The following is a 24504-nucleotide window of genomic DNA, read 5'->3' as shown; positions in this document are numbered from 1 at the left end:
CCAAAGCAAGGAACATTCTGTGAATAAGATCTATGAGCGCTTCGCGGGGCTTTTTATCGATAGCGAGGGCGGCGTCGAGTTGCTTAAGAAGCATCGAAACGTTATTCGAACATTCTTTTGGTTGTTTGCCTTCGCCGGAATTGCAACGATTTTGGTCTTCGTTATTGACGTCGCATTTGGGTTATCCGGGGAAAGTGCAGCTCCAAGTGCAATCGGCAGCGCGCTTTCGACCAAAAAGCCGTTAGGCGAACTACTTGGACCTTTCGGAGATTTTTTCGGCGGCGTGCTTAACCCGATATTTACATTCCTCACATTTTTTGGCGTTATCGTCACAATTGTGATGCAACGCGTCGAGCTATCGCACACGAAGGATGAAAACACGAGGAACGCCGCAGCACAGACCGTCCGGGCGGTTGAAAACACCGTTTTCAACCTTATCGAGCTGCATCATAAAATTATTGACGGACTAGTTTTTTCGCGGTCAATGATCCCTCAGCCGCAAATGGACGTAATTCGGCGGAATTCAGGACAGCCCCCCCTGCCCGATGTTATTACTTCCGGGAGGGCGGTTTTCGGGGAGGTAATCATTGGATTGACCAATTTGTCCAGCACAGCCGAAATAGTTGCTGCATACAAAAGCCTGCAGAACAGAAATAATGGTGTCATGGGACATTATTTTCGAAACCTATACCAAGCACTAAGAATAATTGATGATCACCACGAGCCCATTTTGCCGCTCGAGATTCAACAGAGGTATGCGAATATTTTCCGAGCACAACTTTCTTCCGCTGAACTGGCGATCCTCTTTCTAAATTGTTTGGACGGCATGGTCGATCATGGCGAGTTTAAGCGTCTGCTAATAAAATATCGTTTTCTAGAGCATATCCCACTCGAGCGCAAGGGAACGAACTACTCTTACTCTGGAAACGGGCGAACGATCGCTTCGCCCGAGATGATTTCGCAATACGTGATGGACAGCGGCGACCGGGCGGGGTTGCCGTCCGAACGTATAAGCGCGTTCGGCCGGAACCCAGAGGTTCTCGATCTCGTTAAGAGCGTTTGATCGGTGTTTCGGTCAATAGTGGTTTCAAGAAGGCAGCCCGAATTTCTTCCTTGCAAGTTCTACCTGATCCGCTAATTCTGTTAGTTTTTGTGAAAATTTCGAGTGGTCGTCGGCGTGCGCTTGCTCGTAAATTATTAAGTCGATATTGTATTGACTCTTTACCGTATCTTTCACTTTCGCCGCGTATGACATCGATCCGACCATTGCGTAACTCGGATGGTTAGTATCTGCTTGAACCTGATTGTTTTCTAAAATAAGATTTATGTCCGGATCTTCGATTCCGCAGCCGATAAAGAGAACAGTATTCAATTTGTACACTGCGGATATTAGCTCGAAGAAACTGCCATATTTTTTTCTAAGTTTAAAGTAATCGGACCTACACAAGACGATCTCAGTCGGATGCTTCGCGCAGCCATGCATTTTTATTAGTATGGGCGTCGGTGATCGTAAAGCGTCAAGCAAACCTTCTCGAGTGTGCTCATATTGAGTGAAGGAATTGTGGCCGGACTCGCTGATTAATGCGCCTTCAATTATGGTGTCATAATTCGTCGTCACCAAGATCTTCGGAGCGATGGAAACGAGAAGCTTATGGGCGTCTGAGACTTGGTAGTCTCTCTGGATAAATGTGCTCTTTATCTTGGCGTTAAAATCTGCTGAGCGTCCTTTTAGGCGAATGATTTCGGCTGCGTCCAGGTATCTTTTATCGGCAATGAATTCGGCAGTCAGCTGAAGTGAAGCATCATCGTGAAGCGTTGTTGTCCGGAGGGATTCAAGCAGGGCGGGCCACGAAGGAGGGCGGTTTCCATCTTGATCGGTTGCTTGGCACGACATTCCCGATCCAACTCGAATCACACAACGTTTCTCGATAAGTTCCCGCACTAGTGATTCAGGCCACATTCAACGGCTCCCCGAGGTTCTTCATTATTTTTTCGGTAATAACGTTGAACGCCAATACGTAGTTCTTAGCTTGCGCATACTGGGAACCGGCCATGCCATCGCTCGCGTTGAGATTAGTGATCGGTGCAGCGACATATTGTGAAAGGGCCAAAATACCGAACATATGCGGAATTTCGCCTAGATTCAAATCCGCGTTCTTTGTAACCGATGGCATTTTAAATGGACTCAAATGCCGTTCGATTTCCGGTTCAAAATTGTCGATAATTCGCTGGTAAGAATCAGTTGTGCGAACATTTCCAGCAGCATCTTTTCGCGATATATAGGACTGGAGCGTGTAGCCTAGGAAGCCCTGATCAATATTTACACCAGCCTTGATTTCGCCCGGAATCTGAGCGAGGATGTGTCCTTTTTCTTTGGCAAATATCTTATATTTCTCGTTGTAATACGAAACCCACTTGTCAAACCAAATTTTTATGTTTTTTATTGCGACTAAACTAAAGATATCACAACTCATTGGGGCGATGAAATAATCCGCCGCCAGTAACGCGGTTCGATTTAATGCGCCGATGCTCGGGCTTAGATCGATAAAGGCGTAGTCATAATCTTCGCTTTTGCTCTGTAGCAGCGTATGAATCCAGTTTGATATGCGTATCCCTCCAACCATATCCGGATCGGAAAGTTCGTTCCACTTCTTGCTGAGAATATCCTCAAAACTTGCCAAAAAAGGATTTCCCGCAATCAACGAAGTCTCGAATCTTTCGCAATATATTTCTTTGATGTCCGTATTGATTACGCTTTCCCCTAGTTCGTATCGGTCGAAGGCATCCACAATACTATTGTGAACTTTTGGGATCGTTCGGTCATAGTAAGGCGCAACGACGCTTCCTGCCATTTCGGCGCCTAACATATAGTGAGTGATGTTCGCCTGGGGATCAAGGTCCAGGACCAATACCCGCTTCTTATGTGTCATCGCGAAGTGTGTGGCGATGTTGGCGCAGAAGGTGGTTTTACCTACGCCGCCTTTATTGTTGAAAATTGCGATTGTTTTCATATTTTTCACGCGTTAAATTGGTTGACCGAGGTGGAGATCGCTCCCAATATCGATACCGGCACACTACTCTAAAAATTGACGCTCGTCACTAAATGAACGTCACACATTCGCACGCCGATGAACTCCAAGAGCGACAGGCGACTTTTACCGTTTTTGACCGAACGACAAGGGAGCGGTGCCGCGCGCAAGATGATCGTTCAGCGGCTCTGGGCCAGGCGCAGCGCCACCTTCTGGCGGAAATAACCGTCCTGCAGGTAAGCATACAAGTGCTCGCCCGGGCACACCGTCTGCGCCGAGTAATCCTTGTGGCCGGCGATCTGGTCGATCGACACGTGATACTTCTTCGCCAGCAGCGCCATCAGGTCGACCACGGCGTCGAGCTGCTTCTGGTTTGGCTGCACGTCCTCGAAATTGCCCACCACCTCGATCAGCGCGTGGCCCTTCGGGTCGTATTCCGTGTTGGTATCGCCCGCATATTCCAGCTTGCGTCCTTCGTAGATCTTGCCGTCCAGGTCGATGATGTAGTGATACGGAATGTCCAGCCAGTGCTTGGTGCTGCGCGACCAGGTCTGCAGGTTGCGCAGGTAGGCGACCGGATCCTTCCCCTGCGGGAAAGGCTCGCCCTGGTGATGCAGCGTGATGTGGGTGATCTCCTGCTTGCGCGCCAGCGCCGGATCTGCCGGCGTGCCGCCCCATTGGGCGACCGACACGATGTGCTGCTCGACCTCGTCGAGGGTCGGTGCGGCGAAAGCGAGGGCAGGCAGCAGCAGGGCGCCGAACAGCGCGCGGGAAAGGTGGGAAGTCAAAGTCATGGGTAACGGCTCCTGGTGAGGCCGCTATCTTTTCACGTTTTGGCCGACGCCGCCATTGGGCCGCGCATTTTTACCGTTAATCCTGCCAAACATACAGCTTGTCGCATTTTTAATATTTACTGAACAGACTCATCTATAGTCGCTTCATTCCCATCCCGTTCGAAGGAGACGACCGTGTTCAGACTTTCCGCAATCTGCGTCGCGACGCTGCTGTTGGCGCCGGCCGCTTTCGCCCAAGACACCCCGCGCGTCGACACCGTCGCCCAGGCGCCAACGCTGGACGCCGCCGCGCGCGCCCAAGTCATCGACGCCCTGGTGCGGCATCTGAACGACTATTATGTCTTCCCTGACGTCGCCGCAAAGATCGAAGTGGCGCTGCGCGACAAGCAGAAGCGCGGCGCCTATGACGGCCTGGTGCGGCGGCAGGACTTCGCCGAGGCGCTGACCGCGGACGTGCGCGCCGCCGGTAACGATCTCCACCTGGGCGTACGCGCCAGCGACACGCCGATGGCGCCCGAGCCAGCCCGCGACAAGACCGGCCCGGCGCCGGACGAGGCACGCATGCTCGCGCGCATGAAGGAGTTGAACTACGGGCTGGGCGGCATTGAAAAACTGCCTGGCAATATCGGCTACCTCGAAGTGCGCGGTTTCGTGCCCGTCAAGCACGCGGAACAGGCGCTCACCGCCGCCATGACGCAGCTGGCCGATTGCGACGCCCTGATCGTCGACCTGCGCCGCAACGGTGGCGGCGACCCGGCCGGCGTCGCCTTTCTCACCAGCTACCTGTTCGATCAGCGAACCCATCTCAACGACCTGCACTGGAGGGAAGGCAACCGTACCGAGGAATTCTGGACCCGCGCCGACGTTCCGGGGAAGAAGTTCGGGCAGCAGAAGCCGGTGTATGTGCTGACCAGCTCGAAGACTTTCTCCGGCGGCGAGGAGTTCAGCAATAACCTCAAGGTACTGCAACGCGCCACCCTGGTCGGCGAAACCACCGGCGGCGGCGCCAACCCCGGGCGCGGGCATCAGCTGACGCCGTATTTCAGCGCCTTCATTCCGAACGGCCGGGCCATCAATCCGATCACCAAGACCAGCTGGGAGCACACCGGCGTGGCGCCGGACGTCAAGGTGGCGGCGTCCGACGCGCTTGCAGTGGCGCAAAAAATGGCTTTGGAAAAGCTCGCCGCCGCAGCCAGCGATCCACAGCATGCGAAATCGCTGCGCGCCACCGCTGCGGCGCTCGGCAGCCCGGTTCGAGCGGATTCTCAGGTCATCAAGGTGGCGCCGGCGGTGCTGGACGGCTACATTGGCCGCTACCAGGTCTCGCCAAAGATGATTATCGACATCACCCGCGATGGCGACCGGCTGTACGGACAGGCGCAGGGACAGCCGGTGATGGAATTGTTCGCCAAGAGCGACACGGAGTTTTTCGTCCGCGAGGTCGATGCCCAAGTGCGGTTCAACAAGGCCGACGATGGCTCGCCGCAGCTGGTCCTGATCCAGAACGGGCGCAACATGCCGGGCAAGAAGCTCAACTGAGCGCCCAGAATGGGGTCAGGTCCGCGGGACCAGACCCCGGGTACCTCACGCGGCGGCGGCAAACCGGGGACTCGGCGTCCCCGTCGCGCCTGCGGACCTGCCCCCATTTTCCTGCGTGGCCCGCGCCGCCATTCTTGACGAACTGCTACGCTAAAGCCTTCACAACTGTCGCGTAAAACATCGTCATGAGGTCTATCCCGCAAATCCTGGAGCAAGCCCGCACCATCGCCGTGGTCGGCCTGTCGCCAAATCCCGAGCGCGCCAGCCTGGGAGTGGCCACTTACTTACAACGCCACGACTACCGCATCGTACCGGTCAATCCATCGTACGCCGGCCAGCAAATCCTGGGCGAGACGGTGTACGCCAGCCTGCCCGAAGCCGCCGCGGCCGGCGTGCGCATCGACGTGGTCGACTGCTTCCGCAAATCCGAAGATATTCTCCCCATTGCCCGCGACGCGATTGCGGTCGGCGCCGGCTGCCTGTGGATGCAGCTCGGCATCGAGAATCACGAAGCCGCCGACCTAGCCGGGGCGGCCGGCCTCGACGTGGTGATGAACCACTGCATGAAAATCGAGCACCTCAAACTGAGCGATACATCGGAGCCATCATGAAAGCACGCGAACGCCTGCGCGCCGGCAAGAACTTCAAGGTCCGCGAGGAGGATGCCGACGACAAGCCCCTGCGCAGCGGCGACAACGGCGATTCGAAGAGCGAGATCAAGCAGGACGAGCGCGAACTGACCGAGCAGCAGACCGACCAGATCGCCGTCCTGCAGGAGATGCTGTATGCGCAGCGCAAGCACAAGGTGCTGCTGGTGCTGCAGGGCATGGACACGGCCGGCAAGGACGGCACCATCCGCGCGCTGTTCAGCCGCATCAATCCGATGGGCCTGAACGCGGTCGGCTTCAAGGCGCCCACCGACGCCGAGCTGGCGCACGATTTCCTGTGGCGCATCCATCCCTACGTGCCGGGCTGGGGCGAGATCACCATCTTCAACCGCAGCCATTACGAAGACGTGCTGATCACGGTGGTGCAGGGCATCATCGACGAGAAGGAATGCAAGCGCCGCTACCAGCAGATTCTCGACTTCGAGCGCATGCTGGCCGAGTCCGGCACCCTGATCGTCAAGGTATTCCTGCACATCTCGAAGGAAGAACAGCGCCAGCGCCTGCAGGAGCGGCTGGACGATCCGGACAAACAGTGGAAATTCGATCCGAACGACCTGGTCCAGCGCAAGAAGTGGGATGACTATCAGCACGCCTACCAGCGCGCCATCGCCGCCACCGACGCCGACCACGCGCCGTGGTACGTGATTCCGGCCAATTCGAAAACCCACCGCAACCTGCTGATCTCGACCTTGCTGCTCGAAGTGCTGCAGGATCTGAACCTGTCGTTTCCGAAGGCCGATCCGGCGCTGTCCAAGCTGAAGGTCGAATAGGCGACGCAAGCGCGAGAGGGGGTCTGGTCCTGCGGACCTGACCCCATTTTGGGGCGAGTGGCGAACGTTTGAAATTCGCGGGTTTTCTTAAAATGGGGTCAGGTCCGCAGGACCAGACCCCGACAGGTCAGCTGGCGTAGGCGAGACTGCCCGCAAATGATGCCGGCAAACGTGCCGCCAGTTTCGGCGCCGGCGCGTTCTTCGCCTCGTGCGCCAGCGGGCCGTCCGAGTCGTCGTCGAGCAGGGCGATCAGGCCGGCGAACAGCGCCTTCTCGTCGGGCGAGCCGGCCGAGTGCAGCGCCAGGTCGCGCGCGATGTCGCGCAGGCGCCACTGGATCTCGCGGGTGGCCACCGATTTTTCGAACAGCAGCACGCCGTCGTCGACCAGGCCGATGTCATGGCTCAGCCCGGTGCTGATGAAAGCGCGCTGGATCGTCTCGATGCGCACCAGCATCTGGCCCAGCATCTCCGTCGAATGCGGCGACTTGGCGCCCGGACCGCCGAGCAATTGGTCGCCCAAGTCGAGCGCGGCGGCGATGCGCCGGTGCAGCCGCTGCGGCTCTTCCGTGCCACTCATTTCCTCGTGCGCGGCCGGCGCCTGGCGCGCTTCCTGGCGCAGCGCCCCGGAAATGGCCGACACCAGGTCGCGCGCGTGTTCGCCCGGCACGATCTTGAGCGCCAGTTCGGCGCGTTCGAGCGGGTGGTCCTTGCCCAGCACGCCGGCGATCATCTCGGCCACCAGCACCGCCTGTCCCGGCGCGCTGATGTGCTTGCCCGGCGCCTGGCGCGGATAGCCGGTGCCGTCGCAGCGCTCGTGGTGTTCGGCGATCGCGCGCGCGACCGACGGCGGATAGTCGGCCAGCTCGGCTACCAGCATCTGCCCCAGGCGCGGGTGGATCACCAATTGGGCCCACTCGTGCGGCGCCAGCCGCTTGCCCGGTTCCAGCCAGGCCGGCGCGATGTACAGTTCGCCGATGTCGTGCAGCAGTCCGGCCAGGCCGGCGGCGAACTGCTCCTCCGCCGGCAGGCGCAACGTGGCGGCCATGCCCAGCGACAGCAGGCTGACGCTGACGGCGTGCTCGAGCGCGTGCGGACCCTCGTTGTGCACCAGGGTCAGCAGCAGGCGCATCGGCTCGTTGAACGTCATCGCCGCGAGCAGCTCCAGTGGGGACGATGCGCCGGCTGCGCGCAGGATGCGCCGGACCGGCACGCTGGTGTCGATGATGCGCCTGGCCGTGTCCACGATCAGTGGCGTGTCGACGGGATGCTCGACCCGCAGCGACGATTCGATGGTCTTCTTCAGCTTGCGGCCCGCCAGCGCGTCGAAATGGTCGGCCTCGAGATGCGTCCCATTCGCCACCACGAGGGCGCCGTGGATGTCGACGATATCCTGGGTGGCGGTGATGCGCCGGGCTTGCGCCAGCTGCAGCAGCCTGCGCAGGAGGTGCTTGTTGACGGCGGTGGTAAGGGGAACAATCGACATGAATTCGGATTGCTGGGAGGAAAGTGCCATCATATCAAATGATTGCCGGGGTGCATTATGTCAACGCGCAAAGAGGCGTCGCGGACCTGTCGCCGTCGCGTGAAATCCTGCGAGGAAGTTTCCCAGGACGTGGCGTTCTGGCGGAATTGACATAGAATGAACTCCCGCCAACCCAGACCGTATGGAAAAGAACATGTTCAAGACCCCAGCCATCGCCGCGCTGTCCCTCGCCGCCGTCATGCTGGCGGGCGCGCCCGCCGTCGCCTTCGCGCAGGCGCCTGCCGCCGCGCCGGCCGCGGCAAGCTGCCCGGCCATCCTGCACCAGACCTTCAACCGCCTGCAGGACGAGGCGCCGCAGGACCTGTGCCAGTACTCCGGCAAGGTGGTGCTGGTGGTGAACACCGCCAGCTACTGCGGCTACACCAAGCAGTACGAAGGCCTGGAGAAGCTGTACGCCAAATACAACAAGCAGGGGCTGGTGGTGCTGGGCTTCCCGTCGAACGATTTCGGCCAGCAGGAACCGGGCAGCGCGAAGGAAATCGCGGACTTCTGCTACAACACCTATGGCGTGAAGTTCCCGATGTTCGCCAAGTCGTCGGTGGCCGGCGCCAACGCCAATCCGCTGCACACCAGCCTGATCAAGGCAACCGGCAAAGAGCCGAAGTGGAACTTCACCAAGTACCTGATCGACCGCAAGGGCAACGTCATCGAATACTTCCCGAGCAAGGTCACGCCGGAAGACAAGCAGCTGGTCAGCAAGATCGAGTCCGCGCTCGGGTCCTGATGCGGCGACGGAGGTTTTTCCGGGCCGGGTAAGATGGGGTCAGGTCCGCAGGACCAGACCCCGGATTTGCGGCAGCCTCCAGCATTGGGGTCTGGTCCTGCGGACCTGACCCCATTTTCAAACTAGCAGAAAAGCGCGCAGCGGCCCGCGCAATGCGTTGCACACTATGATGTCGTCGGCGTGTTCCAGCATGGTGCGCGTGATGACGCCTTCGCTGGCCTTCCACGCCGGCGCGTCCAGCAACACCGCGCGCATCACGCCCGGCAGCACGCCGCACGACAGCGGCGGCGTCAGCCAGCGCCCGTTCACGCGCACGAACACGTTGCAGCGGCCGCCTTCGGCGAGTTCTCCGCGCTCGTTGAAAAACAGCGTATCGAAGCCTCCCTGCGTTTCCGCTTCGCGCCACGCCGCGTCGTAGCGCGAGCGGATGCTGGTCTTGTGGCGCGCGAACAGGTCGTCGGAGCGGACCGCGTCGCCGGCCACCAGCAGGCCGACCGGCTCGGCCAGCGCGGCCAGCGGCGCCGACTGGACCCTGAACTCCCCGGACTGGCCGAGAGCGAGCCGCAAGCGGTAGCGCACGCCAGGCTCGAATCCGGCGCAGGCCTGGTTCAGGGCCGCGGTGGCGGCCTGCGCATCGAATGGAAAGCCGAAGTAGCGTGCCGACGCGGACATGCGCGCCAAGTGCCGCCCCTGATGGCGTACCCCGGTTTCGTGGTCGGCACGCATCGTCTCGAACAGCTCGAACTCGTTGGACAGGCCGGTCAGGAAGCGCGCCTTCAGCTGGCATTCGGCATATTCCTCGACCGGATCGCTGTCGTACACGATGCCCGCGCCCACGCCCATCTCGCCCGCGCGCACGCCGCGGGCCTGCGGCTGCAGGGTCAGGGTGCGGATCGGCACAGACAGGCAGAAGGCGCCGATGTCGCGCCCGGCCTGCGGCGGATCGAACCAGCCGATCGCGCCGGTATAGATGCCGCGCGGCGCCGGTTCGATCTCGTGGATGATCTCCATCGTGCGCCGCTTGGGCGCGCCGGTAATCGAACCGCAAGGGTAGAGCGCCATGAAGATATCGGCCAGCGTGGCGTCGCCGCGCAGCTGCGCCTTCACCGTGGACGTCATCTGCAGCACGCTGCTGTAGCGCTGCACCTCGAACAGAGCCGACACTTCCACGCTGCCGGTCTGCGCGACCCTTCCCAGGTCGTTGCGCAGCAGGTCGACGATCATCAGGTTCTCGGCGCGGTTCTTGGTGTCGGCGGCCAGCGCGGCGGCGCGGCGCGCGTTCTCCGCGTCATCGGGCGAAGCCGGCGCCGTGCCTTTCATCGGCCGCGCGAGCAGCTCCCCGCCGGCGTGGCGGATGAACAGCTCGGGCGACAGCGATAGCAGTGCGCCGCCGTCGGGCAGCGCCACCAGCGCGCCGTACGGCACCGGCTGGCGCGCGCGCAGGCGGGCGTACAGCGCGTGGACAGTGCCGAACGCGTCGAAGCGCAGGCGATAGGTGTAGTTGACCTGGTAGGTGTCGCCGGCGGCGATCAGCGCATGGATGCGGGCCAGCGCGGCGGTGAACGCTTCCTCGTCCACGTTCGCGCGCACGCCGGCGATGCCGGCCGGGCCTTCGCCGGCACGCTCCTTCAGCCATTCCTGCACCTGCGGCGCCGACAGGTGCTCGCAGTGCTGGAACAGCAGCACGCGCGCCAGCGCGCCGGGCACGGCGTGGGCATCGATGCCCAGCAGGTGGCCGCCCAGTTCATACGTCAGCAGCGGCACCGCGTACAGGCCGCGCGCCAGCGCTTCCTGCATCTGCGCGAGCAGCTGCGGCCAGGCCGCCGCGTCGCTGCATTCGAGGGTCTCGGTAAGGCCGGTGTACAGGCGCGAGCGCGCCGCGGCCGGATCAGCGGCGCTGGCGTCGTCAAGCAGGGCGAAACAGTGATCGAAATTCATGGCGATACATCAAAATTACGTCGTTCCTGCGAAGGCAGGAACCCATGTTGAGTTTGAAGACACGGGTATTTCAAGCTCAGTATAGGTTCCAGCCAAGGGGGGCGCCGAGCCCTGGAACGACAGGAGTTACGCGGCCAGCAGCAGCGAGATTTGCAGGGCCGTGCCCTCGGTCGGATTTTGTTTGAAGCCGCTCTTGGCGAAACGGTGCCAGCGTCCGACCACGTAGCTGACCAGCAGGCCGGCGCGCGCGGCTACGTCGGCCTCGGCGCCATGCCCTTGCGTGACCGCCAGGCGCAGCGACTGTTTGCACGCCAGTTCCACCTTGTCGTAAAACTGGTTCATGCGCAGCTGCAGGCGCTCGTCCTCGCCCACCAGCGCATCGCCGATCAGCACCCGCGTCATGCCGGGATTGCTGGCGCCGAAACCGAGCAGCATCTGCAAAATCGCGTGGGCCTGGCCGACGCCGCTTTCCTCGCGTTCGGCGATCTGGTTGATCAGGCCGAACACGCTCGACTCGATGAATTCGATCAGCCCTTCGAACATCTGCGCCTTGCTGGCGAAGTGGCGGTACAGCGCCGCTTCCGACACGTCCAGCCGCGCCGCCAGCGCCGCCGTGGTGATCTTTTCGCCTTTCGGCTGTTCGAGCATTCCGGCCAGGGCCTGGAGGATTTGCAGTTTGCGCTGGCCCGGCTTGGTGCTTGCCATGTGTTCTCGATGAAGGTTGGTTGGGGACGCGGTTCAGCGCAGCCGGTGCAGGCGGGCGGGCAGCTGACGGACAGATTTTACTTTGACATCGACGTAAGCGGGGCGTTTTAGCATCCGCGGCAGCGGCGCCGTGCCGATCGGGTCGCTCATGCGCAGGTACTGGGTGATCCAGACCGTGCGCACGCCGAGCTGGCGCGCGGTGCGCAGGTTGGCCAGCGTGTCTTCGACCAGCACGCAGCGGTGCGCGGCCACCCCATGCCGGCGCAGCAGGCGGCGCAGCATCAGCTTCGACGGCTTGGGACGCAGCTGGCCGTGCACGTGCATGTCCTCGATCGCCACGTGGTGCGAGAACTGGCGGTGCAGGCCGAGATGGCGCATTACGTCGCGCGAGTAGCGCTGCGGCGCGTTGGTGAGCAGGATCTTGCGGCCCGGGAGCGCGCGCAGCATGCGCTCCAGGCCCCGTTCGGCGCGGATCATCTCGCGCAGGCCGGCCAGGTCGTGCGTCTCGCGCAGGAAGTCCGCCGCGCTGACCTGGTGGTGGCGGATCATGCCGAGCAGCGTGGCGCCGTAGCGCTTCCAGTAGCCCAGCCGCGCGGCGTTGACCTGTTCAGGCGTCGCCGGCGTGTCGCCGTCGCCCAGCACCCGCGCGATGTAGGTATTCATGTTCGCGCTGATCATCGGGAAGATCGCGTGCGATGCGTCATGCAGCGTGTTGTCGAGGTCGAACAGCCACACGAGGGGGGACGGGTTAAGATTCGGCACGGGCAGCTTCAGTAAATCGATCGGAGAAAAACAATGCGTCGCCAGATTATAGTGGTCTTCCTCAGTCTGTTCTGCCTGGCCGCTTCGGCGGCCGACCGCGGCGCGCTGTTCAAGGTCAGTGACGGCACCCATTCGATGTTCCTGTTCGGGACCATGCACGCCGGCCAGCCCGGGTTTTATCCGCTCGAACCGCGCATCGCCAACGCGGTCGCCGAGTCGGGAACGCTGGCGCTGGAAGTCGATCCCGCGCTCGATCCTGCCGCGGTCGCAAGCGCGATGCAGAAACATGGCATGGCGCGCGCCGGCAGCTTGACGCCGCCCGCGCTGGCGAGGCGCCTGCAGGCGCTGCTCAAGAAGGATGGCATCGATCCGGCGTCCCTCGCGCCGCTCAAGCCGTGGGTGATCGCGACCATCCTGGAGATGCACGAATTCGCCAGGCTTGGCTATCGGGCCGATCTCGCGGTCGACAGCGAGCTGGCCAAAATGGCGCGCGCCGGCAAGGCGAAAGTGGTCTCGCTGGAGTCGGTGGATTCGCAGATGGCGCTGTTCGACAACTTGTCCGAGAAGGAGCAGTGGGGCTTTCTGGCCGATACCGTGGCGCTGATCGAATCGGGCAAGCACGCCGCCGAAGCGCGCCAGATCGCCGAGGCCTGGAGCCATGCCGACCAGCCCGCGCTCGATGCGATGGCGCGCCGTGTCGAGAACGACAATACGATGGCCGGCCGCTTCATCCGCGAAGTCCTGCTCGATGGCCGCAACGGTGCGCTCGCCGACAAGCTGGCGCAGCTGCTGGCGAAGGAAGACAAGGCGGTGGCGGCGATCGGCGTGCTGCACCTGATCGGCAAACGGAGCGTGCCGGAACTGCTGCGCGCGCGCGGCATCAACGTCGAGCGAATTTACTGAAAGGGGAGGGTGCTGCGGGAAGTGGTGCCCTTGACGTGGATTGAACACGTGGCCTCTCCCTTACCAAGGGAGTGCTCTACCACTGAGCTACAAGGGCTGAAAATAATGGCGGGAGACCCCGCCAAAATGTTTAGTGCGACCGGATCATAGTGCCAAAAGCCTGTTCGGTCAAGACTTCCAGCAGCAATGAGTGCTCGATGCGGCCGTCGATGATGTGAACCGTGTTCACGCCCGACTTGGCTGCGTCCAGCGCCGATGAAATTTTAGGCAGCATGCCGCCGGAGATGGTGCCGTCGGCGAACATCTCGTCGATCTCGCGCGCCGACAGGTCGGTCACCAGATTGCCCTTCTTGTCCTGCACGCCGGCGATGTTGGTCATCATGATCAGCTTTTCGGCTTTCAGGATTTCCGCGATCTTGCCCGCGACGACGTCGGCGTTGATGTTGTACGCCTGGCCATCCTGGCCGAAGCCGATCGGCGAAATGATCGGAATGAAGGCGTCGTCCTGCAGCGCCTTGACCACGGCCGGGTTGATCGCGTCGATCTCGCCGACGAAGCCGATGTCGAGGAATTCGCCCGGCTTCTCGCGGTCCGGCATCGACATGCGGCGCGCGCGGATCAAGCCGCCGTCCTTGCCGGTCAGGCCGACAGCCTGGCCGCCGTAGTGATTGATCAGCATGACGATGTCCTGCTGGACTTCGCCGCCCAGCACCCACTCGACCACTTCCATGGTCTCTTCGTCGGTGATGCGCATGCCCTGCACGAAGGTGCCCTGCTTGCCGATTTTTTTCAGCGCGTTGTCGATCTGCGGGCCGCCGCCGTGCACCACGACCGGATTCATGCCCACCAGTTTCAGCAGGATCACGTCGCGCGCGAAGCCGTGCTTCAGGCGCTCGTCGGTCATGGCGTTGCCGCCGTATTTGATGACGATGGTCTTGCCGTGGAAATTACGGATGTACGGCAGGGCCTCGGCCAGGATTTGCGCCTTGATCTGCGGCGAAACCGCAGCCAGGTCGTTTTGCTGTTCGGTGGTGAGAGGGGGAAGGGCAGCGGTCATGGCAGGTCCAAATTTAATTTGACGAGATTTTACAGGCAAGCGAGCCGTGTCTGGGGCCATTATATGGTGATCTTGTTGTATTTTAATTCCCGATCCGCTAATGTAAGCCGGATATGAGCGCCACCCGCACACTCCACGCACAGCTCGAAGCGCTGCGGCCCCAGCTTGTGAGGTTTGCACAGTTGCAGCTTCGTAACGACGCCCAGGCCGAGGACGCGGTGCAGGACGCGCTGATCGCGGTGCTGGAAAAGCCCGACAGCTTTCGCGGCCAGTCGTCGCTGCGCACCTATGTGACGGGCATTTTGAAGTTCAAGATCATCGACGCGCTGCGCCAGGGCGGGCGCGAGCGCCAGTTCGACGTCGACGACGCGGGCGAGGAGCTGGTCGATGCGCTGTTCGCCGCCGACGGCCACACCCGCGAGATGCCGCGCGACTGGGGCGACCCGGACGGAACGCTGGAGCAGAAGGATTTCTTCCGCGTGCTCGAGGTGTGCCTCGACAAGCTGCCGGCGCAGGCCGCGCGCGTGTTCATGATGCGCGAGTGGCTCGAATTCGACACCGACGAAATTTGTAAGGAATTGTCGGTCAGCGCGTCTAATGTATGGGTGATCCTGTACCGTGCGAGGTTGCGCCTGCGCGAATGCCTGGACCTGAACTGGTTCGGCAGCGCGACGTGAACGGAAAGACAATGGAAGAACAACGAACAGGCTGGAAGCCGACCTGCCGCGAAGTGCACCGGCTGGTGTCGGAAGGGCTCGACCGCGACCTGTCGCTGGTCGAGCGTACCCGCGTGCGCCTGCACCTGTGGGTATGCGTCGCCTGCACCCGCTTCAGCGGCCAGATGGACCTGCTGCGCCGCGCGATGCGGCAAGGGCCGCCGCCGTGAGCACCTGCGCGCGTTGCGGCGCGCCGTTCGGCTGCGCGATGGCCGATGGCGGCGGCCACCCGTGCTGGTGCACCCAGCTGCCGGCCGCGGTGCCGGTGCCGGGACAGCCCGCCGCGTGCTGGTGCCCGGCCTGCCTCAAACAACATATCGCCGAACTCGAACGAGGGCGGCGCGATTTACCGGACAGTGAATGAATTTTAATATCGACTACATCGGCTTTGCGGCTGCCACACTGACCACCTGCTCGTTCGTGCCGCAGGTGCTGATGGTGTGGCGCCAGCGCGGCGCGCCGGGGATATCGACGGGGATGTACCTGACGTTCATCATCGGCATCGCGCTGTGGTTCTTTTACGGGCTGGCGCTGGGCGCCTGGCCGATCGTGCTGGCGAACGGCGTCACTTTGCTGCTGGCGATGAGCATTCTCGGCATGAAGTGGTACTTCGAGAGCCGCAAATAAAGGCCGTCGTTCCTGCGAAGGCAGGAACCCATACTGAGTTCGCAGGCCAGAAAAACTTGCGTCGTCAAATATATTCAGCATAGGTTCCAGCCTTCGCTGGAACGACAGGCGGATCAGCGCTTGGTCTGGAAGAAGCGCATCATCTCGCGGCTCGCATCCGGCCCCTTGCCGTCGGTGTAGCTGCCGCGCGCGCTGCCGCCCGACCACGCATGGCCGGCGCCGTGAATCAGCCACTGCTCCGCATGCGGCGTCCCGTCCGGATGCTTGTGCACCGTGCGCGTGTACGCATGCCCGTCCGGCACCCGCCCCGGCTCGACTTCGACCTCCTTCGCCGCCTTGTGCCTGCCGCGCGCGATCAGCTCGTCGCCATTCGCCGGATGCACCGTCGTATCGCGGTCGCCGTGAAACACGATGATCGGAATTGCCGTGCCCGGCGCCTGCGGCTTGCCGAACTTGCCCTTCATCGCCGCCAGCGCCGACGGCAGGTCGTGCGCCGACGCGAACGGCAGCCCCGAATGCACGCCGACCGCCGCATACAGTTCCGGATACAGCGTCCCCATGATGGTCGCCATCGCGCCGCCGGCCGACAGGCCCGCGACATACACCTGGCTGTCATCGACCCGGTGGCTGGCCTTCACGTCGCGCGTGATTCCGGCGATGATAGACGGCTCGCCCTGGTCGCGCTTCTGGTCCACCGCGGAGAACCAGTTCCAGCAGCGCTGCGCATTGGCCTGCTGCGACTGCGCCGGATACACCACCAGGCAGCCCATCTCCTCGGCCAGCTGGTTCATCTGCGTGCCGCTGGCGAAATCGACCGGATCCTGGGTACAGCCGTGCAGCATCACCACCAGCGGCACGGCCTTTTCGCTCGTGTAGCTAGCGGGGACATACAACTTGTAGCTGCGCGTGCCGGCGGCGTTGGTATGGCTGCCGTCGATGAACCTGCCCGGCAGCGCTTCGGCCGGCGCCCGCGCGCCCATCGCGCCGGACAGGTCGAACGAGGGCATCTCGAAATTGGGCATCTTGAAGGCCGCTCCGCCCGCGCTATCGAGGTTCGCCATCATCTCCGGCACCAGCTCGCGCATCATCGCGGCGACGTCCGGCGCCTGCGGTTGAGGCGGGGGAGGGGGCGGCGCCGCGCGGCTGGCGGCCGGCGGCGGATTGATGTCCCGCATCGGCGGGGCTTCGTTCGCGGCCCTGGCGGCGCCGCCTTTCAACACCTTCTGAATCGCCGACGTCGCTACGGCCGGTCCCTGCGCAAGCAGGGTGCGGGTTGCCAGGCGCATGCCGGCAAAGAGTTTGTCGTTCAGTTTCATGAGTGTTCCTTATTGTCGTCGCATCAAAGAATGCGGCCGGCCAGTGCCGCCTTCACCGCCTTGCTGGCGTGAAGGGAGCCAAGCACATAGATCGATTCGATCGTCGCCACGGCCAGTTCGGCCGTCACGTCGCTGGCGATACTTGCCATGCCGAGCACCTGGATGTGCAGCTTTTCGCCCGCGGCGAGCGCGGTTTCCAGGTCCGCTTTGGTGTAGTGATGCATGCCGAGCACCAGGCTTTTGCGCGCAACGGTCTGCCTCACCACATCGGCATGGGTGTTGAGCTGGTTTCGAATCGCCGTGCGGATCAGGTCCGTCCGGTTCGAATAAAAGCCCTCGTTCACCAGCAAGTCGATTTGACCCAAATCGATCAGGCCGAGATTGATCGTAATTTTTTCCGAATCATTTTTCGGTTTGAAGTCGTCCATTGTCCCCATATCATCCTCGTGGCATCCATCCACCATCTGCATGGATGGTATTGTACCCCTGAAAGATTTCAGGTCAAGCGCGATTCGATTGAATGCGCTAATCTGGCGGCCATGAATTCAGAATTGCCAGAACAGCAAACCCCGGTGCCATCGCCCTGCATCAGCCTGTGCGAGATGGCGCCCGACACGGGCCTGTGCCGCGGCTGCCTGCGCACGATCGACGAGATCGTGAAGTGGGGCGGCGCCGGCGACGATTACAAACGCGCGGTGTGGGCCGAAATCCGGCGCCGCGAAGCCGACATGGAGTTCCGCTAGATGCAGTTCTATCAACCGGCCGCCGCGGTCACCGGCCCGGCCTACGGCGGCGGCTTCAAGATTGTCGCGACCTTCATCACGCTGGTGCTGCTCGGTTACGGCGCCAGCATCGCGCTGCGCTTCCCGCTGTTCGGCTACGGCTTCGGCGCGAAGGTGCTGCTGGTCGGCGCGACCTCGCTGCTGCTGCTTAGTTATTACTGGTTCCTGCGCTCGCGCACCACCATCGACGCTGAAGGCATCCGCCAGAGCTGGGTGATGGACAAGCAGGTGGCGTGGCGCGACGTGCGCGGCGCGAAGATGATCGGCATCCCGTATCTGAGCTGGCTGTTCCCGCCGCGGATGGTCGTCAGGACCGGCAATTCGTTCACCACCTTCAACGGCGGCTCGCGCGCGCTGCTGGTGGAATTCGCGAAGATCTCGCTAGCTTTCCAGATGAAGAAATGAGCAAGCTGCCGCCCTCGATGCGCATCTTCGAGCGCGGCTGGCTCTCCGCCAACAACATCCTCTTCATCGGCCGCGACGAGACCGCGCTGGTCGACAGCGGCTACGTCACGCACGCGCCGCAGACGCTGGCGCTGGTGCGCCATGCGCTGGGAGAGCGCAAACTCGACCTGCTGGTCAACACCCACATGCATTCGGATCATTGCGGCGGCAACGCGGCGCTGCAGGAACATTACGGCTGCGCCACCGCCATCCCGCACGCCGAGGCGGACGCCGTGCGCGCCTGGGACGAGGATACGCTCAGCTACAAGGCCACCGGCCAGCAGTGCGCGCGCTTCGGATTCGAGCGCACCATCGCGCCTGGCGACGAGCTGATACTGGGCGACCTGCGCTGGCGTGCGCTGGCGGCGCCTGGCCACGATCCGCGCTCGCTGATTTTTTACTGCGCCGATGAAGGCATCCTGATCTCGGCCGACGCGCTGTGGGAGAACGGCTTCGGCGTGATCTTCCCGGAACTCGATGGCGAATCCGGCTTCGCCGAAGCGCGCGCCACGCTGGCGCTGATCGGCGGGCTCGAGGTGCGCCTCGTGATCCCCGGCCACGGCGCGCCGTTCGGCGACGCCGGCGCCGCGCTGTCGCGCGCCAACGCGCGGCTCGACTACCTCGAGGCCGACCCGAAGCGCAACGCCGAAAACGCGGTCAAGGTGCTGCTCAAGTTCCTGCTGCTGGAGCGCCAGCGCATCCCGATGGCCGATGTGGCGGCAATGTTCGCGACGATCCCTGTGCTGGAAGGCGCGCGCACGCGCTTCCTGCATCGCCCTGCCGGCGAGCTGGCCGAGTGGACGGCCGCCGCGCTGGTGAAGGCCGGCGCCGCGCGACGCGACGGGATAGTGCTGGTCAACGCCGGTTAATTCCCGCACGATCGTTCTTTTTTGGTTCATAATGATCCGACCCGATCAACCCTGTTTCGAGAGTTCGCCATGGCGCTGCCCGTCGCACTGCAAAACCTGTCCCTTCCCGTTATCGGCTCGCCGATGTTCATCGCCAGCGGCCCGGCGCTGGTGGCGGCCCAGTGCAAGGCCGGTATCGTCGGCGCGTTCCCGGCGCTGAACGCGCGCCCCGCCGACCTGCTCGACACCTGGCTGACCGACCTGCAGGCCGAACTGGCGGCGTACCAGGCGGCCAACCCGGGCGCCAAGGTCGGTCCGATCGCGGTCAACCAGATCGTCCACCAGTCCAACGACCGGCTCGCGCACGACGTTGAAATCTGCGTGAAGCACCAGGTCCCGATCATCATCTCGTCGCTGCGCGCGCCGCCGAAGGAGATGCTCGACGCAATCCACAGCTACGGCGGCATCGTGCTGCACGACGTGATCTCGATCCGCCACGCCAAGAAGGCGCTGGAGGCTGGCGTCGATGGCCTGATCCTGGTGGCGGCGGGTGCGGGCGGCCATGCCGGCGCGCTATCGCCGTTCGCCCTGGTGGGCGAAGTGCGCAAGTTCTTCAAGGGTCCGCTGGCGCTGTCCGGCGCGATCGCCAGCGGCGACGCCATCCTCGCGGCGCAGGCGATGGGCGCCGACTTCGCCTACATCGGCTCGCGTTGGCTGGCGACGAAGGAATCGAACGTCAGCGATGCGTACCGCGACGCGATCGTCGAATCGGCGGCGGCCGACGTGGTGTACACCAACCTGTTCACCGGCGTGCACGGCAATTACCTGAAGAAGTCGATCGTCAACGCGGGGCTCGACCCGGAGGCGCTGCCGGAGTCGGACAAGAGCAAGATGAGTTTCGGATCGGGCAGCGCCAAGGCGTGGCGCGACATCTGGGGCGCGGGGCAGGGCGTGGGCATGATGGACGACGTGCCGACGGTCGCCGAAATGGTCGCGCGCCTGAAATCCGAATACGACGCCGCGCGCGCCCGCCTGGCGCTGTAGCCTGCCGCTCTAGTTTGTCGTTCCTGCGAAGGCAGGAACCCATACTGAAGTGACGCTTCTTCAGCATGGGCCCCTGCCTCCGCAGGGGCGACAGTAGATACTTCGAAGCATGCTAGAATCACCACGCGCTGCCGCCGCACCTGGTGTGACGACAGCGCACGTTCTCAGGGCGGGGCGCAATTCCCCACCGGCGGTAATGGCGCACGCAAGTGCGTTTAGCCCGCGAGCGCTTGTCGACGATCCTTCGGCGACAAGGTCAGCAGACCCGGTTTGATTCCGGGGCCGACGGTATAGTCCGGATAAAGAGAGAGCGGGATTGATCATGCATGCCAGGGTGGCGGTCGCAGCCCGGATCGACGGTTCTTTTCGAACGTCGGCCGGCCGGCGGTCGCGGCGTTGCGCGCGCATTTTCAGGCATGGCTGCTGCATGCCTGCAGATCCCATTCGATCCACATGCCCTGTTTTTTAATTTTCTAAAAACAGGAGTAATCAAATGTCTCAACTTCCATTCGCAGCACCTCCCGCAGTCAAGGTCGACGCACGCATTGCGTTCATCCAGGCCGGCTGGCATCGCGACATCGTGCAGCAATGCCGATTGTCGTTCGTGGCCGAGATGTCCACGCTGGGCTACGTCGAATCGGACATCGATTTTTTCGATGTCGCCGGCGCCTTCGAGATCCCGCTGCATGCACAACGACTGGCCAATAGCGGCCGATATGGCGCAGTCGTCGCGGCTGCCCTTGTGGTCAACGGCGGAATCTATCGGCATGAATTCGTCGCCGACGCGGTCATTTCGGGAATGATGCAAGTGCAGCTCGCCACGGGCGTGCCGGTGCTCTCCGCTGTGCTCACTCCGCATCACTTCCACGCCGCCGAGGAACATCAGAAGTTCTTCTTCGACCACTTCAAGGTCAAGGGTGTGGAGGTGGCGCGAGCGTGTGCCGCGACGATGCACTCGTTGCGACAGTTGCCGCCAGCCGAGGGCATCCACGTTCGCGATCGCGTGCAGGAATTGCGCGCGTCGTAGTCGCTAACTTTTAGACCGTCGTTCCTGCGGAGGCAGGAACCCATGCTGAACATGAATCGCCTCAGTATGGGCTCCTGCCTCCGCAGGAGCGACAGGCGAGAGGTCAGCGTGGCTTGAGGTCTTCCGGCCGCAGTGCCCACAAGCCCGGCAGGTTGCGCCAGTAGCCTTCCGCGTCCATCCCGAATCCCACCACGAAGCGGTTCGGAATGCTGACGCCGACGATATCGGCCTTCACCGGCTTGCCGCGCTTGTGCGCCTTGTCGGCGAACACCGCGATCACCACTTCCTTCGCGCCCATCTCCAGCAGGCGCGCCTTGACCTGCGCCAGCGTCTCGCCTTCGTCCAGGATGTCGTCGAGCAGGACGATCGTGCGGCCGGTCACATTCGGCCGCGGCACAACCTTCCATTTGCCGTCGTAGCGGCTCACGTGGATGTAATCGAATTCCAGCGGAAAGCGCAGCTGCGGCAGCAGCTGGCCGGTGAACACCACCGCGCCGCCCATCACGCCGAGTACCAGCGGGAAGTGTTCTTCTTCCGCGTTGCCGAAGCGGTCGTTCAGCGCCGCCGCGACATCACGCACGGCCGCCCGGGCCGCTTCTTCATCGACGATTTCTTCCGCGTGGGCGAGGAGGGATTTGGCGCGGGCCAGGTTGAACTCTTGCATGGCGATCTACTCGAAAAAGTACATCGCCAATTATGCTGCATCTGGCGCAAAGCCATGGGCGCGCAGTTGGATTTACGCCACAGCCCGCCTTCAGCTGTAATCGCGCCGGTCCTCGATCACCTTGCCGTCGTCGGCCAACGCCCCCTGCGCTTCGCACACGACTTCGCCGCGCAGCTTCGTCACATCGCGGATGGAGGCGACGATCGCCGCGACCTGTTCGGCCGCCAGCGGCTGCGCCACCTCGCAATGCAGCGTCATCACGTCGTTGGCCATGCTGCCGGTGACGACCAGCCGCGCCTTGAGGATCTCGGGATGGCGCCGCACGATGTTGGCCACCTGCGCCGGATGCACGAACATGGCGCGCACCTTGGTGGTCTGGTCGGCCCGCCCCAGCCAGCCGCGGATGCGCACGTTGGTGCGGCCGCCCGGCGCTGGCGCATCGGTCAGCAGCGCCGACATGTCGCCGGTCGCAAAGCGGATCAGCGGATAGTCATGATTGAACAAGGTGACGACGATTTCGCCGATGTCGCCCGGCGCAACCGGCTCGCCGGTGCCGGGACGGACGATTTCGACGATCACGTCTTCATCGACCACCATGCCGGCATCGATCACGCCGCCGCTTGCGGTTTCGTACGCGATGCTGCCGATATCGGCCGAGGCATAGGTCTGCAGCACGTTGGGCACGCCGTTGGCGCGGAACCAGGCGCGCAGCGACTCGGGCAGGGCTTCGGCGCCCATCAGCGCATTTTTCACGCTGCTGATGTCGGCGCCCATCTCGCGCGCCTTTTCGATGATGATGCGCAGGAAGGAGGGCGTGCCGACGTAGGTGTCGGGCCGCAGGTCGGCCATCGCCTGCACCTGCATCTCGGTCTGGCCGGCGCCGGCGGGAATCACCGCGCACCCGATGCGCGCGGCGCCGCCTTCGACCATGAACGCAGCCGGCGTGAAGTGATACGAAAAGCAGTTCTGCAGCAGGCCGCCCGCGCGCACGCCGGCCGCGTGCATCGGCCGCGCGAAGCGCCACCAGTCGCGCCCTTTGCCCTCGGGGTCGTAGATCGGACCGGGCGACACATAGACGCGGCGCAGGTCGCTCGCCGGCGTCGCGGCCAAGCCGCCGAACGGCAAGGACGCCTGCTGCAAGGCCTTCAGCTCCGACTTGCGCGTGACGGGCAGCGCGGCCAGCGCGGCGCGGCTGGTGACGCTGGCGGCATCGACGCCGGCGAGTATGCGCGCCCAGCCGGGCGCCTGCTGGGCGCGCGCGACCAGCTGCGGCAGGCGCGCCATCAGGTCGCGTTCACGCGCCTGCGGATCGCGCGTTTCGAGCTCGTCGAGCGTATCGGCCATCAGGCTTCTCCAATTTCCCGCTGCAGTTTCTTGGTCAGTTTGGCGAACACCAGTTCGTACGAACGGCGCAGCAGTTCGGCCGCCTCCTTGTCGCCAAGCGCATCAGCGTGCTCGACCCGCACCCACTTGGCGCGGGCCAGGTAGGGCGCCGGGATGATCCCGGGCCGGTCGGTCAGTTCGAGAAATCGTTCGTCCTCGACCTTGAAGCTCATGCCTTGCGGGTTGTCGGCGCCGGTCACCATGAACATTTTCTCGCCGACCGAAAACACCACGTCCGCGCCCCATTTGATGTCCTCGGTCGCACCGGGAAAACTGCGGCACACGTCCTTCGCTTTTTCGAAATTCATTCCTGCTTCCTCAAGCCAGCCAGCGTTTGCGGCGGCGGTAAAATTTCATGTCCCTGAAGCTCTTGCGGCCCGCCCCGGACACGCCGAGGTAGAACTCTTTGACGTCTTCGTTGGCCGCCAGTTCCGCGGCGGCGCCTTCCATCACCACGCGGCCGTTTTCCAGGATGTAGCCGAAATCGGCGTAGCGCAGGGCGACGTTTGTATTCTGTTCGGCCAGCAGGAAGGACACGCCTTCCTTCTGGTTCAGGTCCCTGACGATGTCGAAGATCTCTTCGACGATCTGCGGCGCGATGCCCATCGACGGTTCGTCGAGCAGGATCATCGACGGCCTGGCCATCAGCGCGCGGCCGATCGCGCACATCTGCTGCTCGCCGCCGGAGGTGTAGCCGGCCTGGCTGGAGCGGCGCTCCTTCAGGCGCGGGAAGTATTGGTACACCGCTTCCAGCGACGCCTTCTGCTCGGCGCGCGAATCGGAGCGTGTGTAGGCGCCGGTGAGCAGGTTTTCTTCGATGGTCAGGTGGCCGAAGCAGTGGCGGCCTTCCATCACCTGCGACAGGCCGCGTCTGACCAGCGCGTTAGGCGTCAGCTGATCGACGCGCTCGCCGTTGAAGCGCACCTCGCCCTTGGTGACGTCGCCGCGCTCGCCGCGCAACAGCGTGGAGATGGTTTTCAGCGTGGTCGATTTGCCGGCGCCGTTCGCGCCCAGCAAAGCGACGATCTTCCCTTTCGGGACCTGCAGCGATACGCCTTTCAGGACCAGGATCACGTGGTCGTAGATGACTTCGATGTTGTTCACCGAAAGGTATGGCGCTTCTGCGTTTGTCATAGCTTCTCGAATATTCTGTCGTCCCTGCGGAGGCAGGGACCCATACTGAATTGGCTCAGCATGGGTTCCTGCCTGCGCAGGAACGAC

The 24504-nt window shown here is 62.7% G+C and carries 29 protein-coding genes, 1 tRNA gene and 1 riboswitch; of the genes, 15 read left to right on the top strand and 15 right to left on the bottom strand.

Annotated elements, in window-relative coordinates:
- The first annotated feature begins 19 nt into the window (after window positions 1–19).
- Window positions 20–1063 carry a putative phage abortive infection protein gene (locus Q4S45_RS20355; RefSeq protein ID WP_305507224.1) on the top strand — a complete coding sequence of 348 codons (1044 nt, stop codon included), beginning with the start codon at window positions 20–22 and terminating at the stop codon, window positions 1061–1063.
- Window positions 1064–1087: 24 nt separating this feature from the next.
- On the opposite strand, the gene Q4S45_RS20350 is transcribed toward Q4S45_RS20355, so the two are convergent.
- The 3 genes from Q4S45_RS20350 to Q4S45_RS20340 form a co-directional block, all read right to left on the bottom strand.
- On the bottom strand, window positions 1088–1960 hold the full coding sequence (locus Q4S45_RS20350; protein WP_305507223.1) for an SIR2 family protein: 873 nt from the start codon (window positions 1958–1960) through the stop codon (window positions 1088–1090).
- Entirely contained in the window at window positions 1950–3011 is a 1062-nt protein-coding gene (locus Q4S45_RS20345) for a ParA family protein (RefSeq protein ID WP_305507222.1), read from the bottom strand. Before Q4S45_RS20345 ends, Q4S45_RS20350 begins: the two co-directional genes overlap by 11 nt.
- Window positions 3012–3208: 197 nt before the next feature.
- A complete protein-coding gene (locus Q4S45_RS20340; protein WP_305507221.1) occupies window positions 3209–3823 on the bottom strand; it encodes a peptidoglycan recognition family protein in 615 nt (204 codons plus the stop codon).
- Between the two features lie 174 nt (window positions 3824–3997).
- On the opposite strand from Q4S45_RS20340, the gene Q4S45_RS20335 reads away from it, so the two are divergent.
- The 3 genes from Q4S45_RS20335 to Q4S45_RS20325 all read left to right on the top strand — a co-directional run bounded on the left by Q4S45_RS20335 (window position 3998) and on the right by Q4S45_RS20325 (window position 6800).
- Complete coding sequence (locus Q4S45_RS20335) at window positions 3998–5362, top strand: S41 family peptidase (protein WP_305507220.1); 1365 nt, start codon at window positions 3998–4000, stop codon at window positions 5360–5362.
- A 185-nt stretch (window positions 5363–5547) separates the two neighbouring features.
- Window positions 5548–5973: a CoA-binding protein gene (locus tag Q4S45_RS20330; RefSeq protein ID WP_305507219.1), complete on the top strand. Its 426-nt coding sequence runs from the start codon at window positions 5548–5550 to the stop codon at window positions 5971–5973.
- On the top strand, window positions 5970–6800 hold the full coding sequence (locus tag Q4S45_RS20325; protein ID WP_305507218.1) for a PPK2 family polyphosphate kinase: 831 nt from the start codon (window positions 5970–5972) through the stop codon (window positions 6798–6800). Before Q4S45_RS20330 ends, Q4S45_RS20325 begins: the two co-directional genes overlap by 4 nt.
- 127 nt (window positions 6801–6927) lie before the next feature.
- Here Q4S45_RS20325 and Q4S45_RS20320 read toward each other — a convergent pair whose 3' ends face one another.
- The gene (locus Q4S45_RS20320; RefSeq protein ID WP_305507217.1) at window positions 6928–8283 is read right to left on the bottom strand and encodes an HD-GYP domain-containing protein; all 1356 of its coding nucleotides are present in this window, start codon (window positions 8281–8283) and stop codon (window positions 6928–6930) included.
- A 193-nt stretch (window positions 8284–8476) separates the two neighbouring features.
- Here Q4S45_RS20320 and Q4S45_RS20315 point away from each other — a divergent pair, with 193 nt between their 5' ends.
- Entirely contained in the window at window positions 8477–9067 is a 591-nt protein-coding gene (locus Q4S45_RS20315; RefSeq protein ID WP_305507216.1) for a glutathione peroxidase, read from the top strand.
- A gap of 117 nt (window positions 9068–9184) precedes the next feature.
- On the opposite strand, the gene pabB is transcribed toward Q4S45_RS20315, so the two are convergent.
- The 3 genes from pabB to Q4S45_RS20300 form a co-directional block, all read right to left on the bottom strand.
- Entirely contained in the window at window positions 9185–11005 is a 1821-nt protein-coding gene (pabB, locus tag Q4S45_RS20310; RefSeq protein ID WP_305507215.1) for an aminodeoxychorismate synthase component I, read from the bottom strand.
- A gap of 126 nt (window positions 11006–11131) precedes the next feature.
- Window positions 11132–11710: a nucleoid occlusion factor SlmA gene (slmA, locus tag Q4S45_RS20305; RefSeq protein WP_305507214.1), complete on the bottom strand. Its 579-nt coding sequence runs from the start codon at window positions 11708–11710 to the stop codon at window positions 11132–11134.
- Window positions 11711–11743: 33 nt separating this feature from the next.
- The gene (locus Q4S45_RS20300) at window positions 11744–12388 is read right to left on the bottom strand and encodes an HAD-IA family hydrolase (protein ID WP_305512161.1); all 645 of its coding nucleotides are present in this window, start codon (window positions 12386–12388) and stop codon (window positions 11744–11746) included.
- Between the two features lie 117 nt (window positions 12389–12505).
- On the opposite strand from Q4S45_RS20300, the gene Q4S45_RS20295 reads away from it, so the two are divergent.
- The gene (locus tag Q4S45_RS20295) at window positions 12506–13375 is read left to right on the top strand and encodes a TraB/GumN family protein (protein ID WP_305507213.1); all 870 of its coding nucleotides are present in this window, start codon (window positions 12506–12508) and stop codon (window positions 13373–13375) included.
- A gap of 22 nt (window positions 13376–13397) precedes the next feature.
- On the opposite strand, the gene Q4S45_RS20290 is transcribed toward Q4S45_RS20295, so the two are convergent.
- Both Q4S45_RS20290 and argB read right to left on the bottom strand, forming a co-directional pair.
- Window positions 13398–13472, bottom strand: a tRNA-Thr gene (locus Q4S45_RS20290).
- 33 nt (window positions 13473–13505) lie between these two features.
- Window positions 13506–14432, bottom strand: coding sequence for an acetylglutamate kinase (gene argB, locus Q4S45_RS20285; RefSeq protein ID WP_305507212.1), 927 nt, complete (start codon window positions 14430–14432; stop codon window positions 13506–13508).
- Between the two features lie 113 nt (window positions 14433–14545).
- On the opposite strand from argB, the gene Q4S45_RS20280 reads away from it, so the two are divergent.
- The 4 genes from Q4S45_RS20280 to Q4S45_RS20265 are packed head-to-tail and all read left to right on the top strand — an operon-like array spanning window position 14546 to window position 15775.
- Complete coding sequence (locus Q4S45_RS20280) at window positions 14546–15109, top strand: sigma-70 family RNA polymerase sigma factor (RefSeq protein ID WP_305507211.1); 564 nt, start codon at window positions 14546–14548, stop codon at window positions 15107–15109.
- Between the two features lie 11 nt (window positions 15110–15120).
- Window positions 15121–15318 carry a zf-HC2 domain-containing protein gene (locus tag Q4S45_RS20275; RefSeq protein WP_305507210.1) on the top strand — a complete coding sequence of 66 codons (198 nt, stop codon included), beginning with the start codon at window positions 15121–15123 and terminating at the stop codon, window positions 15316–15318.
- On the top strand, window positions 15315–15512 hold the full coding sequence (locus Q4S45_RS20270; protein WP_305507209.1) for a cysteine-rich CWC family protein: 198 nt from the start codon (window positions 15315–15317) through the stop codon (window positions 15510–15512). The genes Q4S45_RS20275 and Q4S45_RS20270 overlap by 4 nt, the downstream gene beginning before the upstream one ends.
- Window positions 15509–15775, top strand: coding sequence for a SemiSWEET transporter (locus Q4S45_RS20265; protein WP_305507208.1), 267 nt, complete (start codon window positions 15509–15511; stop codon window positions 15773–15775). The genes Q4S45_RS20270 and Q4S45_RS20265 overlap by 4 nt, the downstream gene beginning before the upstream one ends.
- Before the next feature lie 113 nt (window positions 15776–15888).
- Here the strand turns inward: Q4S45_RS20265 and Q4S45_RS20260 are convergent, their stop codons facing one another.
- Window positions 15889–17091: a PHB depolymerase family esterase gene (locus Q4S45_RS20260; protein WP_305507207.1), complete on the bottom strand. Its 1203-nt coding sequence runs from the start codon at window positions 17089–17091 to the stop codon at window positions 15889–15891.
- 23 nt (window positions 17092–17114) lie between these two features.
- Window positions 17115–17555 (bottom strand): CopG family transcriptional regulator, encoded by a 441-nt coding sequence (locus Q4S45_RS20255; protein WP_305512160.1) that lies wholly within the window; start codon window positions 17553–17555, stop codon window positions 17115–17117.
- A gap of 75 nt (window positions 17556–17630) precedes the next feature.
- Between Q4S45_RS20255 and Q4S45_RS20250 the strand changes: the two genes are divergently transcribed.
- The 5 genes from Q4S45_RS20250 (at window position 17631) to Q4S45_RS20230 (ending at window position 21236) form a co-directional block, all read left to right on the top strand.
- Window positions 17631–17834 (top strand): DUF1289 domain-containing protein, encoded by a 204-nt coding sequence (locus Q4S45_RS20250; RefSeq protein WP_305507206.1) that lies wholly within the window; start codon window positions 17631–17633, stop codon window positions 17832–17834.
- Window positions 17835–18278: a hypothetical protein gene (locus Q4S45_RS20245; protein WP_305507205.1), complete on the top strand. Its 444-nt coding sequence runs from the start codon at window positions 17835–17837 to the stop codon at window positions 18276–18278.
- Window positions 18275–19186, top strand: a complete 912-nt coding sequence (locus Q4S45_RS20240; protein WP_305507204.1) for an MBL fold metallo-hydrolase — start codon at window positions 18275–18277, stop codon at window positions 19184–19186. The genes Q4S45_RS20245 and Q4S45_RS20240 overlap by 4 nt, the downstream gene beginning before the upstream one ends.
- A 69-nt stretch (window positions 19187–19255) precedes the next feature.
- The gene (locus Q4S45_RS20235) at window positions 19256–20209 is read left to right on the top strand and encodes a nitronate monooxygenase family protein (RefSeq protein ID WP_305507203.1); all 954 of its coding nucleotides are present in this window, start codon (window positions 19256–19258) and stop codon (window positions 20207–20209) included.
- Between the two features lie 156 nt (window positions 20210–20365).
- A riboswitch (FMN riboswitch) is annotated at window positions 20366–20525 on the top strand.
- 177 nt (window positions 20526–20702) lie between these two features.
- Complete coding sequence (locus tag Q4S45_RS20230; RefSeq protein WP_305507202.1) at window positions 20703–21236, top strand: 6,7-dimethyl-8-ribityllumazine synthase; 534 nt, start codon at window positions 20703–20705, stop codon at window positions 21234–21236.
- A 103-nt stretch (window positions 21237–21339) separates the two neighbouring features.
- Here the strand turns inward: Q4S45_RS20230 and Q4S45_RS20225 are convergent, their stop codons facing one another.
- The 4 genes from Q4S45_RS20225 to Q4S45_RS20210 all read right to left on the bottom strand — a co-directional run bounded on the left by Q4S45_RS20225 (window position 21340) and on the right by Q4S45_RS20210 (window position 24417).
- On the bottom strand, window positions 21340–21900 hold the full coding sequence (locus Q4S45_RS20225; protein WP_305507201.1) for a hypoxanthine-guanine phosphoribosyltransferase: 561 nt from the start codon (window positions 21898–21900) through the stop codon (window positions 21340–21342).
- A gap of 90 nt (window positions 21901–21990) precedes the next feature.
- Window positions 21991–23244, bottom strand: coding sequence for a phenylacetate--CoA ligase family protein (locus tag Q4S45_RS20220; protein ID WP_305507200.1), 1254 nt, complete (start codon window positions 23242–23244; stop codon window positions 21991–21993).
- A complete protein-coding gene (locus Q4S45_RS20215; RefSeq protein WP_305507199.1) occupies window positions 23244–23591 on the bottom strand; it encodes an MmcQ/YjbR family DNA-binding protein in 348 nt (115 codons plus the stop codon). Before Q4S45_RS20215 ends, Q4S45_RS20220 begins: the two co-directional genes overlap by 1 nt.
- Window positions 23592–23601: 10 nt before the next feature.
- Window positions 23602–24417: an ABC transporter ATP-binding protein gene (locus tag Q4S45_RS20210; RefSeq protein ID WP_305507198.1), complete on the bottom strand. Its 816-nt coding sequence runs from the start codon at window positions 24415–24417 to the stop codon at window positions 23602–23604.
- Window positions 24418–24504: the final 87 nt, after the last annotated feature.

Origin of the sequence: Massilia sp. R2A-15, from assembly GCF_030704305.1 — a bacterium.
In the GTDB taxonomy this organism is placed as follows: Bacteria; Pseudomonadota; Gammaproteobacteria; order Burkholderiales; family Burkholderiaceae_D; genus JAFCUW01.
This window is presented reverse-complemented; position numbering and strand designations above follow the sequence as displayed.

Bases quoted from the DNA above. Each gene is read 5' to 3' on its own strand.
- Q4S45_RS20350 (WP_305507223.1), bottom strand. From the start codon at position 1,960: ATGTGGCCTGAATCACTAGTGCGGGAACTTATCGAGAAACGTTGTGTG.
- Q4S45_RS20345 (WP_305507222.1), bottom strand. From the start codon at position 3,011: ATGAAAACAATCGCAATTTTCAACAATAAAGGCGGCGTAGGTAAAACC.
- Q4S45_RS20340 (WP_305507221.1), bottom strand. From the start codon at position 3,823: ATGACTTTGACTTCCCACCTTTCCCGCGCGCTGTTCGGCGCCCTGCTG.
- Q4S45_RS20330 (WP_305507219.1), top strand. From the start codon at position 5,548: ATGAGGTCTATCCCGCAAATCCTGGAGCAAGCCCGCACCATCGCCGTG.
- Q4S45_RS20325 (WP_305507218.1), top strand. From the start codon at position 5,970: ATGAAAGCACGCGAACGCCTGCGCGCCGGCAAGAACTTCAAGGTCCGC.
- Q4S45_RS20320 (WP_305507217.1), bottom strand. From the start codon at position 8,283: ATGTCGATTGTTCCCCTTACCACCGCCGTCAACAAGCACCTCCTGCGC.
- Q4S45_RS20315 (WP_305507216.1), top strand. From the start codon at position 8,477: ATGTTCAAGACCCCAGCCATCGCCGCGCTGTCCCTCGCCGCCGTCATG.
- pabB (WP_305507215.1), bottom strand. From the start codon at position 11,005: ATGAATTTCGATCACTGTTTCGCCCTGCTTGACGACGCCAGCGCCGCT.
- slmA (WP_305507214.1), bottom strand. From the start codon at position 11,710: ATGGCAAGCACCAAGCCGGGCCAGCGCAAACTGCAAATCCTCCAGGCC.
- Q4S45_RS20300 (WP_305512161.1), bottom strand. From the start codon at position 12,388: ATGATCAGCGCGAACATGAATACCTACATCGCGCGGGTGCTGGGCGAC.
- Q4S45_RS20295 (WP_305507213.1), top strand. From the start codon at position 12,506: ATGCGTCGCCAGATTATAGTGGTCTTCCTCAGTCTGTTCTGCCTGGCC.
- argB (WP_305507212.1), bottom strand. From the start codon at position 14,432: ATGACCGCTGCCCTTCCCCCTCTCACCACCGAACAGCAAAACGACCTG.
- Q4S45_RS20280 (WP_305507211.1), top strand. From the start codon at position 14,546: ATGAGCGCCACCCGCACACTCCACGCACAGCTCGAAGCGCTGCGGCCC.
- Q4S45_RS20275 (WP_305507210.1), top strand. From the start codon at position 15,121: ATGGAAGAACAACGAACAGGCTGGAAGCCGACCTGCCGCGAAGTGCAC.
- Q4S45_RS20265 (WP_305507208.1), top strand. From the start codon at position 15,509: ATGAATTTTAATATCGACTACATCGGCTTTGCGGCTGCCACACTGACC.
- Q4S45_RS20260 (WP_305507207.1), bottom strand. From the start codon at position 17,091: ATGAAACTGAACGACAAACTCTTTGCCGGCATGCGCCTGGCAACCCGC.
- Q4S45_RS20255 (WP_305512160.1), bottom strand. From the start codon at position 17,555: ATGGTGGATGGATGCCACGAGGATGATATGGGGACAATGGACGACTTC.
- Q4S45_RS20250 (WP_305507206.1), top strand. From the start codon at position 17,631: ATGAATTCAGAATTGCCAGAACAGCAAACCCCGGTGCCATCGCCCTGC.
- Q4S45_RS20245 (WP_305507205.1), top strand. From the start codon at position 17,835: ATGCAGTTCTATCAACCGGCCGCCGCGGTCACCGGCCCGGCCTACGGC.
- Q4S45_RS20240 (WP_305507204.1), top strand. From the start codon at position 18,275: ATGAGCAAGCTGCCGCCCTCGATGCGCATCTTCGAGCGCGGCTGGCTC.
- Q4S45_RS20235 (WP_305507203.1), top strand. From the start codon at position 19,256: ATGGCGCTGCCCGTCGCACTGCAAAACCTGTCCCTTCCCGTTATCGGC.
- Q4S45_RS20230 (WP_305507202.1), top strand. From the start codon at position 20,703: ATGTCTCAACTTCCATTCGCAGCACCTCCCGCAGTCAAGGTCGACGCA.
- Q4S45_RS20225 (WP_305507201.1), bottom strand. From the start codon at position 21,900: ATGCAAGAGTTCAACCTGGCCCGCGCCAAATCCCTCCTCGCCCACGCG.
- Q4S45_RS20220 (WP_305507200.1), bottom strand. From the start codon at position 23,244: ATGGCCGATACGCTCGACGAGCTCGAAACGCGCGATCCGCAGGCGCGT.
- Q4S45_RS20215 (WP_305507199.1), bottom strand. From the start codon at position 23,591: ATGAATTTCGAAAAAGCGAAGGACGTGTGCCGCAGTTTTCCCGGTGCG.
- Q4S45_RS20210 (WP_305507198.1), bottom strand. From the start codon at position 24,417: ATGACAAACGCAGAAGCGCCATACCTTTCGGTGAACAACATCGAAGTC.